Source organism: Streptomyces sp. DH12 (assembly GCF_020873895.1).
GTDB lineage: Bacteria > Actinomycetota > Actinomycetes > Streptomycetales > Streptomycetaceae > Streptomyces.
The window spans coordinates 1-14,238 of record NZ_JAHWGT010000004.1 but is presented as its reverse complement, the minus strand read 5'-3'; the positions used below and the strand labels follow the sequence as shown (position 1 = coordinate 14,238).

General features: G+C 75.5%; 11 protein-coding genes. 6 read left to right on the top strand and 5 right to left on the bottom strand.

Features of this window, described 5'->3' with window-relative positions; translation table 11 throughout:
• Positions 1–42: 42 nt before the first annotated feature.
• The gene (locus LPA54_RS04520; protein ID WP_228973974.1) at positions 43–603 is read right to left on the bottom strand and encodes a MarR family winged helix-turn-helix transcriptional regulator; all 561 of its coding nucleotides are present in this window, start codon (positions 601–603) and stop codon (positions 43–45) included.
• A gap of 188 nt (positions 604–791) precedes the next feature.
• Between LPA54_RS04520 and LPA54_RS04515 the strand changes: the two genes are divergently transcribed.
• Complete coding sequence (locus LPA54_RS04515) at positions 792–1,565, top strand: dioxygenase (protein WP_228973972.1); 774 nt, start codon at positions 792–794, stop codon at positions 1,563–1,565.
• Positions 1,566–1,686: 121 nt separating this feature from the next.
• Here LPA54_RS04515 and LPA54_RS04510 read toward each other — a convergent pair whose 3' ends face one another.
• Complete coding sequence (locus LPA54_RS04510; protein WP_228973971.1) at positions 1,687–2,853, bottom strand: questin oxidase family protein; 1,167 nt, start codon at positions 2,851–2,853, stop codon at positions 1,687–1,689.
• Positions 2,854–3,798: 945 nt separating this feature from the next.
• Here LPA54_RS04510 and LPA54_RS04505 point away from each other — a divergent pair.
• On the top strand, positions 3,799–4,794 hold the full coding sequence (locus tag LPA54_RS04505) for an RNA polymerase sigma factor RpoD/SigA (RefSeq protein ID WP_228973969.1): 996 nt from the start codon (positions 3,799–3,801) through the stop codon (positions 4,792–4,794).
• 283 nt (positions 4,795–5,077) lie between these two features.
• Here the strand turns inward: LPA54_RS04505 and LPA54_RS04500 are convergent, their stop codons facing one another.
• Complete coding sequence (locus LPA54_RS04500; RefSeq protein WP_228973967.1) at positions 5,078–6,061, bottom strand: YafY family protein; 984 nt, start codon at positions 6,059–6,061, stop codon at positions 5,078–5,080.
• A gap of 63 nt (positions 6,062–6,124) precedes the next feature.
• Here LPA54_RS04500 and LPA54_RS04495 point away from each other — a divergent pair, with 63 nt between their 5' ends.
• The 4 genes from LPA54_RS04495 to LPA54_RS04480 all read left to right on the top strand — a co-directional run bounded on the left by LPA54_RS04495 (position 6,125) and on the right by LPA54_RS04480 (position 12,018).
• Positions 6,125–7,669, top strand: a complete 1,545-nt coding sequence (locus LPA54_RS04495) for an MFS transporter (RefSeq protein WP_228973965.1) — start codon at positions 6,125–6,127, stop codon at positions 7,667–7,669.
• 299 nt (positions 7,670–7,968) lie between these two features.
• A complete protein-coding gene (locus LPA54_RS04490; protein ID WP_228973964.1) occupies positions 7,969–8,730 on the top strand; it encodes a DeoR/GlpR family DNA-binding transcription regulator in 762 nt (253 codons plus the stop codon).
• Positions 8,727–9,665 (top strand): 1-phosphofructokinase, encoded by a 939-nt coding sequence (pfkB, locus tag LPA54_RS04485; protein WP_228973962.1) that lies wholly within the window; start codon positions 8,727–8,729, stop codon positions 9,663–9,665. Before LPA54_RS04490 ends, pfkB begins: the two co-directional genes overlap by 4 nt.
• Positions 9,666–9,690: 25 nt before the next feature.
• Positions 9,691–12,018: a fructose-specific PTS transporter subunit EIIC gene (locus LPA54_RS04480; RefSeq protein ID WP_228973960.1), complete on the top strand. Its 2,328-nt coding sequence runs from the start codon at positions 9,691–9,693 to the stop codon at positions 12,016–12,018.
• Positions 12,019–12,174: 156 nt separating this feature from the next.
• Here LPA54_RS04480 and LPA54_RS04475 read toward each other — a convergent pair whose 3' ends face one another.
• A complete protein-coding gene (locus tag LPA54_RS04475) occupies positions 12,175–12,951 on the bottom strand; it encodes a DUF6227 family protein (protein ID WP_228973958.1) in 777 nt (258 codons plus the stop codon).
• Positions 12,952–13,084: 133 nt separating this feature from the next.
• On the bottom strand, positions 13,085–14,185 hold the full coding sequence (locus tag LPA54_RS04470) for a P1 family peptidase (RefSeq protein ID WP_228973957.1): 1,101 nt from the start codon (positions 14,183–14,185) through the stop codon (positions 13,085–13,087).
• Between the last annotated feature and the right edge of the window lie 53 nt (positions 14,186–14,238).

Below are 14,238 nucleotides of genomic sequence, written 5' to 3'. Positions count from 1 at the left end.
CCCGACCCCCGGCTCCCGACTGACCCTGCCCTGGTTCCCGCCTCAGCGGAGCCAGGGCAGGTCCGCGTTCGGGTCCGACGGCTCCAGGCCGTCGGCGACGGCCCGCATGATGGCGCCGAGCTGGTCGACCTGCTCGGGCGTGAGCCGGTCGAACACCGCCTGCCGCACCGCGTCGACGTGGCCGGGCGCGCTGCGCCGGAGCACGGCGAAGCCCTCGTCCGTCAGGAAGGCGTTCTGCCCGCGCTTGTCCGACGGGCAGTCCTCGCGGCGCACCCAGCCGCTGCGCTCCAGGCGGGCGACGGCGTGGGAGAGCCGCGACCGCGTGATCTTCGCGCCCTTGGCCAGCTCGGTCATCCGCATCCGGCGGCGGGGCGCCTGGGAGAGCTGGACCAGCAGCCCGTAGTAGATGTGCGGCATCCCCGCGTCACGCTGGAGCTGCCGGTCGAGGTGGTCCTCCAGGAGCATGGTGGCGTGCACGTACGACCGCCACACCTGCTGTTCGCGGTCGGTCAGCCAGCGCGGCCCGTCCGGGGCGGCGCCCGCCGCGCCCTGGTCCGCGTCGCCGCCGGGTGCGCCATCCCCGTCGATGGATGCAGTGTTCATACATCCACTCTACTGGTTCTTGAACTTTAAACTAGATGCGTTACCGTGGGTGGTGGGAGCTTGAACCTTCAAGTCTCGACGGTCCTGCGTGTCCGTCCGCCCCCCTGTCCGACCATCCCCGTGTCCGACCGCTCCGTCTCCCGCTCCCGCGCGGCCGCGCCGCGCGGCTCCGACGAGGGGAACCCGCCATGACCACCCGCATGCCCGCCCTCTACCTCTCCCACGGCGCCCCACCGCTCGCGGACGACCCCGTGTGGCCCGGCGAACTCGCCGCCTGGTCCGCCGACCTGCCCCGGCCGACCGCCGTCCTCATGGTCTCCGCCCACTGGGAGGAAGCCCCCCTCGCCCTGGGCGCCACCCGGACCGTGCCGCTTGTCCACGACTTCTGGGGCTTCCCCGAGCATTACCACCGCGTCCGCTACCCCGCACCCGGCGCACCGGAACTCGCCGAAGCGGTCCGCGGACTGCTGCGCGCCCCCGGCACGCCCGTCCAGGACATGCCCGACCGCGGCCTGGACCACGGCGCCTACGTACCGCTCGTCGAGATGTACCCGGACGCCGACGTGCCTGTCCTCCAGATGTCCCTCCCGACCCTCGACCCGGGCCGGCTGATGGAGTTGGGGCGCCGGCTGGCGCCGCTGCGCGACGAGGGCGTCCTCGTCGTCGGCAGCGGCTTCTTCACACACAACCTCGCCGCTCTGCGCCAGGGCGGCGTCCCCGGCTGGTCGGCGGAGTTCGACGAGTGGGGCCGCCGCGCCCTCGCCGAACGGGACGTCGACGCGCTGCTCGACTTCCGGCACGCCTCACCCGCCGGGCAGCTCGCCCACCCGCGTACCGAGCACTTCGCCCCGCTCTTCGTGACGCTGGGCGCGGCGGACGCCGCGGGCGACCTCGACACGGCCCGCAGCGTCGTCGACGGCTTCTGGATGGGGCTCTCCAAGCGGTCCGTGCAGTTCGGCTGAGCCCGGGTCCGCGGCGGGGCGGTACGGCCGGTCGGGACCGGGCGGGCGGCGCCGAGGCGCGGCGGGGTGGGGGCTGTGCGCGCCGCGGCCGGTCGGCGCGGTGCCGCGCACTCGGCGCGGGTCAGAACATCGGCGGGATCTGCTCGACGGACCGTACGGTCGCCGCCAGCGCCAGCGGGTCGCCGACGTCGAGCGCCGTGTCGGCGAACTTGATGGCGTGGTCGTCCCCGTGCGCCGCCGCCCGTTCGAACACCTCCTCCGGGAGGAGCCGTCCGGCCACCGGGAGGCCCGGCGGGGCGGGGTCCGGGGTGGCGGGGCCGTACGCCGCGGTGACCGCCGCGCTCGCCGCCCACGCCGCGCCGAGGCTCGGCACCCACAGCTCGCGCGGCAGGACGGGCAGCGTGCGCAGGACGGCGTTCGGCGCGGTGGCGGCGTGCACCAGCATGACCGGCGAGCCGTGCCCGTGGGTGGCGTACCGGTGCGTCGCCGCCCTGACCAGCTCGGCCAGGTGCGTGCGGGCGGCCTCCGGGTCGGGCGCGGTGCCCCACCGCGGCAGCGCGGACAACTGCGCCAGCCGCTCCCGGATGCCGCCGGTCTGCTCCGGTACGGCCGGTACGGCGTCGAGTGCCGCGGCCGCCGTCGGCGCCGGCGGCAGGCCGGCCAGGGCGGGCAGGGGCTGGTGGCGGGCGGCCCAGTAGCCGAGGGCGTGCGCCAGTTCCGTGACGCGCGGGGCGTTGTCACCCGCGGCGAGCAGGGAGCGCACGGCGTGGCCGACGCGGATCACCGGGTGGGTGGCCCCGCCCGCGATGCCGGGCAGCAGGCGCGGCCACCACTCGGCGAGCACCTCGCGCCAGGGCCGCTCGGCGGTCTCCCGCTCGAAGTGGGCGGCCCAGTCGGCGATGCGGGCCGGATCGCCCAGCGCCTCCCGCCAGTTCTCCCGCGTCACGCGCGCGTACGGAGCCGGCATGTCCTCCAGCTTTGCCCGGTAGCGGTCGACCCAGCGGTGCACCCGGGGGGCGTGCCCGTGCCGGGCGAGCGCCTCGACGGCCATCGGGGCGTGGTTGCTGAGCCAGCCGTCGCGCTCGGGGCCGCACGCGTGGAGGCGTTCGAGCGCCTCGTCGAGGATGCCGGTGGTGTCGTGGACGGTGGCGGTGTCGCGGGCGGTGGTGGCGCCGGGGGTGGGGGAGTCGGGACCGGCGGGGTCGGCGGTGGGGGAGCCGGTGGTGGGGAAGGCGGCCGTGGGGGAGTCAGGGGCGGTGGAGCCGGCCGTGTCGGTGTCGTCGTCCATGTGCCGGACCCTAGGCACGCCCCGGCGGCAGCGGAACCGGCTGCCGACGTAGGTCCCGCGCCCGGCGCCGACCGGCCCTTCGGCCGCACGGCCCGGGGCCGTGCGGCCTGCTCGGCCCAGGTCCGGGGGCCCTGCCGACCTAGGTCGGCGGCCCTGCCGGCGGGGGGCGCGTCCGGCGGGCCGTGGCCCGCCTCGGGGGCGCCCCCGGCAGCGGCCGGTCCAGCGCGGCACGCACGGCGGCCAGGAGGGTCGCCTCGTCGGCGCCGGTCGCGCGGGCGCCGGCGGCGTAGGAGCGGGCGAGCCGGGTGAGGGCGGCGACGCCGACGGGGGGGGGGGCGTACCGGGCCTGCCGGCGACCCTGGTGCCCGCGCCCCTGCGGGTGCGGACGAGGCCGGCGGCCTCCGGCTCCCTGTAGGCGCGGCTGGGCGCGGCGCGTGTCGCCGCCGCCCCGCCCCGCGCCGCCGCTGCCGGCACGGCTGCCGACGACAGCCGGGAGGTGGCGAGAGCGACGCCGACGGGGGGTGAAAGGGGCGTGCGGGGTGGGCGGGGCGGAGGCTCTTTCGTTCGCGTTGGAACAATTCGGGCATGGCAACCGTTGTGCGGGCAACCAGGAGGGGGTGAGGGTCGTCTCCCCGGGTGGGGGGCGGCCGAAGGGCCAAGGACGCCGTCTCCGGGGGTGAGGACACCGTGCCGAATGTGATCGCCGTCACGGGCCATGTGGCCGCCGCGTTCCGCGAACGCCGGGAAGCGGGCGCGTCTCCCCGCTCCGACCTGCGCTTCTACCCGGTCGAGCCGCGGGTGACCGGCCGCGCGGCGAGACAGGGTACTGCATGATCGGCGAAATCGAGGGTCGGCTGGGGAATTCTGTCCGGATTCCAGTCGTTGTTTCCATCGGATGCAGGGCACCCGGGAGGGTGTCGCGACCTACTCAGTAAGGGAGCTCGCATGGCAACCCGTGCCGTCGCCCGTCCGGAGTCCGCCACCACCGGGACCCGTCGGGTCAACAGCGTTCGCGCCGTGGGCGGGGAGATCGCCGACCGCGACCTGGTCGGCATGTACCTCGACGAGATCGCCCGCACACCGCTGCTCGACGCCGCCAAGGAGGTCGAGCTCTCCCAGATCATCGAGGCCGGCGTGTTCGCGCAGCAGATCCTCGACGGCGAGGCGGAGACCGACGCCGACGTGACCCGCGAGGAGCTGGACCGCCTGGTCGCCGAGGGCGAGCGCGCCAAGGACGTCTTCATCCGCTCCAACCTCCGCCTGGTGGTCGCCGTGGCCCGGCGCTACCCGCGCAGCGGACTGCCCCTCCTCGACCTGATCCAGGAGGGCAACGCCGGCCTGGTCCGGGCAGTGGAGAAGTTCGACTACACCAAGGGCTTCAAGTTCTCCACCTACGCGACGTGGTGGATCCGCCAGGCCATCACGCGCTCCATAGCCGACCAGTCCCGCACCATCCGCCTCCCCGTCCACCTGGTCGAGGAGCTGGGACGCATCCGCCGCGTGCAGCGCGAGTTCAACCGTGAGAACGGCCGCGACCCCGAGCCCGCCGAGGTCGCCGCCGAACTCGGCTCCACCCCGGAGCGCGTCTCCGACGTGCTGGACTGGGCCCGCGACCCGGTGTCGCTCAACATGTCCGTGGACGACGCGGGCGAGACCCAGTTCGGCGACCTGCTGGAGGACACCTCCGCGGTCTCGCCGGAGCAGTCGGTGCTCACGCTGCTGCGCACCGAGGAGCTGGAGGACCTGATCGGCCGGCTCGACCACCGCACCGCCTCCATCATCCGCATGCGGTACGGCATCGAGGACGGCCGCGAGCGGACGCTCACCGAGGTCGGCAAGGAACACGGCCTGACCCGCGAGCGGATCCGCCAGATCGAGAAGCACGCCCTGATGGAGCTGAAGCGCATGGCCAGGGACACCGGCTTCGACGCCGCGGCCTGACGGCTGACGGCCTGACGGCGGCCCGACGGCCGGGCCGCTCCCCGCAGACCCACCGTCCCGCCCGGATCCCCCCGAGGGGCGGGGCGGTGGCCGACCCGCAGCCCTCCGCCTCCCCCCCGGCGGGGGGCTGCGGCCCGCGCGCGTCCGGCCCGGACACGCACCGCCCTGCTGCCCGCCCGGCCGTCCGGCCCGCCCGGGGACGTACGGCCGACCCGCCGTATGCCGTCCCCGAAGGGCGTGCAGCCGGTACTCGCCGTCCGCCGCGCCCGGGGCGTACGGCCGGTCAGGCCGTGGCCCCGCCCGGCCCGGCGCCGCCGCCCGCGCGGCCCAGGCGGGCGCCCAGCTCCACCACGTACGACGCCAGTTCACGCGGCCCGTGCACCGTGAACTCGCAGTCCACCAGCGCCAGCCGTACGGCGAGCCACTCCACCGAGTCGGCCGCCCGCGTCCGCAGCCGGCACGTCGTCCCGCCCGTCGGCTCCGGCGCCAGGTACCCCGGCAGGCGCGCCGCGACGAAGGAGGCGGGCGCGTCGAACGACACGTCCAGCTCCAGTCCCTCCTGCCGCCCGCGCAGCGACCGCCCCAGCAGCTCGGCCGCGTCCCCGCCGGGCAGCTCGCGCGGCGTGAAGCGCGCCCCCGTGGCGAACGGCTCGTCGACCCGGTCCACCCGGAACGTCCGCCAGTCCTCCCGCTCCAGGCAGTAGGCGACCAGGTACCACCGGTACCCCGTCGATACCAGCCGGTACGGCTCCACCTGCCGCCGCGTCCGCGTGCCGTCCCCCGCCCGGTACGCGAACCGCAGCCGCTCCCGGCCCGTGACGGCCGCCGCGAGCGTGGTGAGCGTGCGCGGGTCGACCGTCGCCCCGTCCCCCCGCGTCAGCGGGATCGTCGCGCTCTGCAGCGTGGAGACCCGGTGCCGCAGCCGCGAGGGCAGGACCTGCTCCAGTTTGGCCAGCGCCCGTACGGACGCCTCCTCCACACCCTCGATGGCGTGGCCCGCCCCGGCGCGCAGGCCGACCGCGATGGCGACGGCCTCCTCGTCGTCCAGGAGCAGCGGGGGCATCGCCGCCCCCGCGACCAGTCGGTAGCCGCCGACGGCGCCCTTCGTCGCCTCGACCGGGTAGCCGAGCTCCCGCAGCCGGTCGACGTCCCGCCGGATGGTGCGGGCGCTGACGTCGAGGCGCGCGGCGAGTTCGCTGCCCGGCCACTCGCGCGGGGTCTGCAGCAGGGACAGCAGTTTCAGGAGACGTGCCGGTGTGTCCGTCATGCCGACCAGCATCCCCGCCATCTAGGACATGTTCCGTCCTACAAGGGCCATACGTTTCCCGCCATGACCTCGCAGAAGCCGACTCCCCCCACCAGTGCCGCGCCGGCGGCCCCCGGCGCGGACCGCCGCCGCTGGTTCGCCCTCGCCATCGTCATGACCGCGGCCTTCATGGACCTCGTGGACGTGACGATCGTCAACATCGCCATCCCGGCGATCCAGCGGGACCTCGGCGCGACCTTCGGCGCCATCCAGTGGATCACCGCCGGGTACGCGCTCGCCTTCGCGGCGGGCCTGATCACGGGTGGCCGGCTCGGCGACATCCACGGCCGCAAGCGCGTCTTCCTCATCGGGGTCGGCGGCTTCACCCTCGCCTCCGCGCTCTGCGGCCTCGCCACCGGCCCCGACATGCTCGTCGCCTCGCGGATCCTCCAGGGCGGCACCGCGGCGCTGATGGTCCCGCAGGTCCTGTCGATCGTGCACGCCACCTTCCCCGCGCACGAGCGCGGCAAGGTCTTCGGCCTGTTCGGCGCGATCGTCGGCCTCGGTGCCGTCTCCGGTCCGCTGCTGGGCGCGCTGCTCACCCAGTGGGACCTGTTCGGCCTCGGCTGGCGGCCCATCTTCCTGATCAACCTGCCCGTCGGCGTGGCCGCGCTGCTCCTGGGCCGCGCCTACATCACCGAGTCGCGGGCACCCCGCGCGCTGCGCCTGGACCTGCCGGGCGTCGTCGTCGCCATCACCGCGATGCTGCTGGTCATGTACCCGTTGACGCGGGGTGCCGAGCTGGACTGGCCGGCCTGGTGCTTCGTCATGATGGCCGCGGCCGTCCCCGTCTTCGCCGCCTTCGTGGCGTACGAGCGGCGCAAGGCGCGGCGGGACGGCTCGCCGCTGGTCGAACTGTCGCTGTTCCGCGTCAAGAGCTTCGCCGCCGGCGTCGCCGTGCAGTTGACCTTCGGCATCGCGATCGGCATCTTCTTCCTGGTCTGGACGCTGTACATGCAGCTCGGCCTCGGCTGGAGCGCGCTGCGCGCCGGACTGACGGGCGTGCCGTTCTCCATCGCCGTGTCGGTCGCGGCCGGGTTGTCCGTCCAGAAGCTCGTCCCCCGCTTCGGCCGCCGGGTGCTGCAGACGGGCGCCCTGACGATGGTGGCCGGTATCGGCCTGTACGTATGGGAGGCCGACCGGTACGGCATGGGCATCACGTCGTGGCAGATGGCGCTGCCGCTGGTCGTGATGGGCCTCGGCATGGGCCTGGTTGTCGCCCCGCTGACGGACGCGGTCCTGTCGGACGTGCCGCGCGAGCACGCCGGGTCGGCGTCGGGGATCGTCAACTCCGTGATGCAGCTCGGCAACGCCTTCGGCCTGGGCCTCGTCTCGGTGGTCTTCGTCCCCGACGGGTTCGGCCGGGCGGTGGCGGACGCCTTCACCGGCGCCCTGGGCTGGGTCGCGGCGGTACTGGGCGTGGTGTTCCTGGTGATGTTCGCGCTGCCGGCCCGACCGCGGCAGCACGTGGAGGGCGGGGGCGCCGACGAGCCGGAGAAGACCGGCGCGGCCCCCGGCGACGGCGGGCCGCCGGCCGAGGGCGCGGAGCCGGCACTCGCCGCCCGCTGACCCACGCACCGCCCGTACGACCCTCAGGCCCCGCCGGGCGACGACCCGGCGGGGCCTGCGCGTACACGTGCGGTTCTCCGCGTACGCGTGCGGTTCTCGGAGCACCGCCCGGCTTGCCCCACCCGGCCCGCCCGGCCCCGCCGGTCCGCCCAGCCCGGCTCGCTGCCGTGTACCGCCGACTCGGCCCGGCCGATGCCCGAGTGTGCCCGTAGCATGCCCGTATCTGTTTACTTTGCTCCCGCGGGCACATAGCCTGCCATGAGAACCACAGGTTCGGTCACGAACGGAAGTCAACGGACATGTACGCACCCGAGCGCCAACAGGAGATCCTCCGCCTCGCCCGCGACGGCGGCCGCGTCGACGTGCTCTCCCTCGCCGAGGAGTTCCAGGTCACCGCCGAGACCATTCGCCGCGACCTCAAGGCCCTTGACCGGGCCGGCCTCGTACGACGCGTGCACGGCGGGGCCATCCCGGCGGGCCGCCTCGACTTCGAACCCGACCTCACCGAACGCGAGTCGACCGCCGCCGACCAGAAGGACCGCATCGCCCGCGCGGCGCTCGCCGCCCTCCCCGACGAGGGCAGCGTCATCCTCGACGCCGGCTCCACCGTCGGACGGATCGCCGCCGCCCTGCCCCTGGACCGGCCCCTCACCGTCGTCACCCACGCCCTGACGACCGCCGCCCGCCTCGCCGACCACCCCGGCATCGCCCTCCACCTCGTCGGCGGCCGCGTCCGGCACCGCACCCGCGCCGCCGTCGACGCCTGGGCCCTGCGCGCCTACGAGGAGATCCGCGCCGACGTCGTCTTCCTCGGCACCAACGGCTTCTCCCTCACCCACGGCCTCACCACCCCCGACCTCGCCGAGGCCGCCGTGAAGCGCGCCGCCACCGGCGCCGCCCGCCGCGTCGTCCTCCTCGCCGACTCCGCCAAGCACGGCCAGGACCACTTCGCCCGCTTCGGCGACCTCACCGACGTCGACCTGCTCGTCACCGACGAAGGACTCGACCCCAAGGACGCGGCCGCCATCGAGGCCGCGGGAACGGAAGTCGTCCGCGCATGATCCTCACCGTCACCCCCAACCCCTCCCTCGACCGGACCTACGAGGTACCGGCCCTGGAGCGCGGCGAGGTGCTGCGCGCCACCGGCGAACGCGTCGACCCCGGCGGCAAGGGCGTCAACGTCTCCCGCGCCGTCGCCGCCGCCGGGCACCGCACCCTCGCGATCGTCCCCCTCGGCGGCGCCCCCGGCGCCCTCGTCGCGGAACTCCTCGCCGCCCAGGACATCCCCGTCGCCCCAGTCCCCCTCGGCGGCCACACCCGCTCCAACATCGCCGTCGCCGAACCCGACGGCACCCTCACCAAGATCAACGCACCGGGGCCGCGCCTCACCCCCGGCGAGTCCGAAGCGCTCCTCGCCGCCGTCGGCACCCACGCCCCCGACGCCGACTGGGTCGCCTGCTGCGGCAGCCTCCCCCAGGGCCTCGCCCCCGCCTGGTACGCCGACCTCGTCACCCGCGTCCACGGACACGGCTCCCGCACCGCCCTCGACACGTCCGGCCCCTCCCTGCCGGCCGCCCTGCGCGGCCGCCCCGACGTCGTCAAGCCCAACGCCCAGGAGCTCGCCGAAGCCGTCGGCCGCCCCCTCGCCACCGTCGGCGACGCGCTGAAGGCCGCCGACGAACTGCGCGCGGCCGGCGCCGGCGCCGTCCTGGCCAGCCTCGGCGCCGACGGCCAGCTCCTCGTCTGCGACACCGGCACCTGGTACGGGCACGCCCCGGTCACCGCCGTCCGCAGCGACGTCGGCGCCGGCGACGCCTCCCTCGCCGGCTTCCTCGCGGCGGGCGGCCGGGGCCCGGACGCCCTCGCTGCCGCCGTCGCCCACGGCGCCGCCGCCGTGTCCCTCCCCGGCAGCCAGATGCCCACCCCCGCCGACCTGGATCCGTCGTCCGTCACCGTGACCACCGACATCCCCCTCGACCGCGCGCTCTCCGCGTGACGAACTGCAGCGAGAGGAGCCCGCGATGAACGAAATGATCACCGCCGACCTGGTCGACCTGGACCTGGCCGCGCACACCAAGGAGGAAGCGGCCCGTTCCCTGGCCGCGCGCATGGCCGCCCTCGGACGCGTCACCGACGTGGACGGCTTCCTCGCCGACGTGGCCGCCCGCGAGGCGCAGATGCCGACCGGCCTCGACGGCGGCATCGGCATCCCGCACTGCCGCAGCACCCACGTCACCGCGCCGACCCTCGCCTTCGGCCGCGCCGCCCACGGCATCGACTTCGGCGCCCCCGACGGGCCCGCCGACCTCATCTTCCTGATCGCGGCGCCCGCCGGCGCGGACGACGCCCACCTGACGATCCTGTCGACCCTGGCCCGCCGGCTGATGGACGAACGGTTCACGACGGCGCTGCGCGCGGAGACCGACCCGGAGCGGGCCGCCGCCCGCATACGCGGCGAGGAACCGCCCCCACCGACCGACACCCCGACCACGCCCGGCGGAACGCGAAACGCCGACGGAACCCGGAGCTCCGGCCGAACCCGGAGCGCCGGCGGGGACGACCGGACAGGCGGGGACGACCGGACGGGCGGGGACGACCGGACAGGCGGGGACGACCGGACAGGCGGGGACGATCGGACGGGCGGGGACGACGGCACCGGCGAGGCCGGCGGCACCCGCGCGGTCGCGTCCGCTCCGTCCGCTGACCCGCTCCCTGCGGTCGGGAACGGCCCGAGCGGGGACGACGACACCACCGCCCCGGGGGGCGGCCCCGCCGAGGCCACCGAGCCCGGCGGGACCGGCACCCCCGGCGAGGCCACCGCGTACGGCAGGGCCCGCACCCCCTTCCGTATCGTCGCCGTCACCTCCTGCCCCACGGGCATCGCCCACACCTACATGGCGGCGGAGGCCCTCGAACGAGCCGGACGCGACGCCGGGGTGGAGGTGACCGTCGAGACGCAGGGCTCGGCCGGCTTCACCCGCCTCGACCCGGCCGTCATCGCCGCGGCCGACGGCGTGGTCCTCGCCCACGACGTGCCGGTACGCGACCGGGAGCGCTTCGCCGGCAAGCCGACCGTCGACGTCGGCGTGAAGGCCGGCGTCAACCGGGCCGCCGAGCTGGTCGCGGAGGTCCGCGCCCTGGCGGAACACGGCCCGGCGCCCACCCCCGACACCACCCCGCGCGCCCCCGCGACCGGTACGCCGGTCGGCCGGGCGGGCGAGCCCGGTGACGGCTACGGCACCAAGCTCCGCACGTGGCTCATGTCCGGCGTCAGCTACATGGTCCCCTTCGTCGCCGCGGGCGGCCTGCTGATCGCCCTGGGCTTCGCCCTCGGCGGCTGGGACATCGACAAGGCACCGTCCGTCGCCGAGCACTTCGCCTGGGGGCAGGCGGACAGCTGGGCGGCCCTCATGTTCCAGACGGGCGGCCTCGCGTTCGGGTTCCTCGTCCCGGTCCTGGCCGGATACATCGCGTACGGCATGGCGGACCGACCCGGTCTGGTGCCGGGCTTCGTCGGCGGGGCCGTCGCGCTCACCGTCGAGGCGGGGTTCCTCGGCGGCCTGGCGGCCGGCCTCCTCGCGGGCGCCGTCGTCCTCGCCGTCCAACGGCTGCGGGTCCCGCCCGCGTTGCGGGGCGTGATGCCCGTGGTGATCATCCCGCTGCTGGGGTCGGCGGTGGTCGGCTTCCTGATGTTCCTGGTGGTGGGCAAGCCGATCGCCACACTCCAGAAGGCCCTCACGGAGTGGCTGTCCGGCCTGTCCGGCGCGAACGCCGTCCTCCTCGGCGCGCTCCTGGGCCTGATGATGTGCTTCGACCTGGGCGGCCCGGTGAACAAGGTCGCGTACGCCTTCGCCGTGGGCGGCCTCGCCACCCCGAACGACGGCTCCCTGAAGGTCATGGCCGCGGTGATGGCCGCCGGCATGGTGCCGCCGCTCGCCATGGCGCTGGCCACGACCGTGCGGGGACGGCTGTTCACGAAGGCGGAGCGCGAGAACGGCAAGGCGGCGTGGGTGCTCGGCGCGTCGTTCGTCTCCGAGGGCGCGATCCCGTTCGCGGCGGCCGACCCGCTGAGGGTCATCCCGTCGGTGATGGCGGGCGGCGCCGTCACCGGCGCCCTGTCGATGGCCTTCGGCGCCACCCTGCGCGCCCCGCACGGCGGCGTCTTCGTCGTCCCGCTGATCGGCAACCCGTTCCCGTACCTCCTGGCGATCGTCGCGGGCACGGCCGTCGGCGCGGCGCTGGTCGTCCTCCTCAAGAGCACCCGCAAGACCCCCGCGCCCGGTACGTCCGCGTCCACCGGGCCGACGGGCGGGACGGTCGAGGCGGGACAGGGGGCAGCGGCGAACTGACCGGCCCCACACGAGCCGCGACCCCGCACCCCCGCCCCGCCCACCGGCGTCAGCCTCCGCCTGCCGGCGTCAGCCCCCGCCTACCCGGCCCGGCGCCGACCCCGTGCCGGGGCACGACCCCCCGCACCCGGCCCGCCTCAGCGCACCCGGCCCGCCTCAGCGCACCCGGGCGCGGGACTCCATCGCCGCGCGCGCCGTCCGCTCGTCCTCGTACACCTCGCACATGTGACGACCGTCCGGCGTCGCCGTGTGCTCGACCTCCCACACGCTCATCTCACTCCCGTCGAACAGCAGGAACGCGTGCTCGTACAGCGAGAACCCCGCGTCCCTGCCGCCCGCCACACCGCACTGCCGGCCGAACACCTGCTGGATGTGGTGGGCGAACGCCCCGCGCAGCCGGGCCGCGACCGCCGCCCCCGGCCGGTCGGCGTTCTCCGCGCGGCGCAGCACCCGGCGCGCGTGGTCCGCCGACTCGTCCGGCACGTACGTGCGCGGCGCGGGCTCCGGCGGGCGCACCAGCAGCGCGCTCAGCAGCTCCAGATCCGCGTCGAGGTCGTCGTCCAGCGGATCGGCGACGGCCACCACCTCGGGGAACCCCAGGGCCTCCGACAGGTGCGCCGCGGCCACCCGCACCTCCGTCTCGTCCACGTACAGCTCGTGGTGGTCCTCACCGTCCGCGCCGACGTGGTGGACCAGCTCCCACAGCGTCAGCGACGAACCGTCGGCCAGCAGGTAGGTGTGCCGGTACGTCACGCGGTGCAGCGTCGCGCTGTGGTGCGACGCGTGCAGCGCGCTCGCGTGGGCCAGCGCCGTCTGCAACCGCTCGACCAGGGCATCGGGCAGGTCGAAGGAGTTGAGCGCCCGCCCCAGGAGCCGCTCGACATGCGTCTCCGTGGTCTCGTACGGATCGTTCCGCTCGATCGGATCGTTCAAGATGGGTCTCCAGGCCGTCGCCGCGTGTTACTCGATGCTTGCTCAAGGTAGTGCCTCGGTACGACAACGCGTCCGGCTTCCGCAAAACGAAGGGCGCACGAACCGGGTTCCCGCGCGCCCCCCGCCGGACACCTCAACGACCCCGCCCCTCCGGCCCGTTCGGCACGCCGCGGCCATCCACCGGACCCAGCCCCGGCAGGGCGCCGTACAGCTCCCCGTACGCAGGGAATTCCCCGCCCGGACCCGCCGTACCCCGCGCCGCCAGCACCGCCCGCACGATCGCCCGCGCGACCACGTCGGCGGCCGCCGCCAGCACCCCGTTCAACGCCAGCGGATCGCGCCCCTCGGAGAGCGGGCGCACGCCGGTCGCCAGGGTGAACACGGTGTCCCCGTCGTTCAGCAGGTGCACCGGCCGCACGGCGCGCGCGATGCCGTCGTGCGCCGTCCCTGCGACCTTCTGTGCCTGAGCACGCGTCAGCTCCGCGTCCGTCCCCACCACGACCAGCGTCGTGTTCATCGGAGGCATCCCACTGCGCTCACGCGCCTCCGCGAGCCGCAGCGCAGCCGCCGCATGCACCCCCGGCGGGGGGTACGCGGGCGCACCCCCGTGCACGCCCCCTACCCCGAAGGCCGGATCACCGTACGCCCCGTACAGCACCCCCGTCCCCGGATCCACCGGCGACCCCACACCGTTCGCCACCACCAACGCCCCCACCGTCACACCGGAACCCTCCAGCACCACGCTCGCCGAGCCCACCCCACCCCTGAGCCCACCGACCACCGCACCCGTACCGGCCCCCACACACCCGCACACCACCGGCGCCCCCGGCTCCGCCGCCGCGGCCGCCTCCACCGCCGCCCGACCGGTCGCCGCACCCGGCCGCGCCCCCCAGTCACCGCCCCGCCCCAGGTCGAACAGGCACGCCGCCGGCACCACCGGCACCACGTGCGTGGGCCCGGCTCCCACCCGCACGCCACGCCCCCGCTCCTCCAACCACGCCATGACCCCCGAAGCCGCCTCCAACCCGAAGGCGCTGCCACCGGTGAGGACCACCGCCTCGACCCGCTGGACGAGATTGCGCGGGTCCAACGCGTCCGTCTCCCGCGTCCCCGGGCCGCCACCGCGCACATCGACCGCGGCGACGGCACCGCCCTCCGGTGCCAACACGACCGTCGTCCCGCTCAACGCCCCGTCACCCGCCACCTGCGCATGCCCGACCCGCAGACCGGCCACGTCGGTCAGCCCGTCAAGGGGCCCCCCCCCCCCCCCCCCCCCCCCCCCCCCCC

Bases quoted from the DNA above. Each gene is read 5' to 3' on its own strand.
- LPA54_RS04520 (WP_228973974.1), bottom strand. From the start codon at position 603: ATGAACACTGCATCCATCGACGGGGATGGCGCACCCGGCGGCGACGCG.
- LPA54_RS04515 (WP_228973972.1), top strand. From the start codon at position 792: ATGACCACCCGCATGCCCGCCCTCTACCTCTCCCACGGCGCCCCACCG.
- LPA54_RS04495 (WP_228973965.1), top strand. From the start codon at position 6,125: ATGACCTCGCAGAAGCCGACTCCCCCCACCAGTGCCGCGCCGGCGGCC.
- LPA54_RS04490 (WP_228973964.1), top strand. From the start codon at position 7,969: ATGTACGCACCCGAGCGCCAACAGGAGATCCTCCGCCTCGCCCGCGAC.
- LPA54_RS04480 (WP_228973960.1), top strand. From the start codon at position 9,691: ATGAACGAAATGATCACCGCCGACCTGGTCGACCTGGACCTGGCCGCG.
- pfkB (WP_228973962.1), top strand. From the start codon at position 8,727: ATGATCCTCACCGTCACCCCCAACCCCTCCCTCGACCGGACCTACGAG.
- LPA54_RS04500 (WP_228973967.1), bottom strand. From the start codon at position 6,061: ATGACGGACACACCGGCACGTCTCCTGAAACTGCTGTCCCTGCTGCAG.
- LPA54_RS04505 (WP_228973969.1), top strand. From the start codon at position 3,799: ATGGCAACCCGTGCCGTCGCCCGTCCGGAGTCCGCCACCACCGGGACC.
- LPA54_RS04510 (WP_228973971.1), bottom strand. From the start codon at position 2,853: ATGGACGACGACACCGACACGGCCGGCTCCACCGCCCCTGACTCCCCC.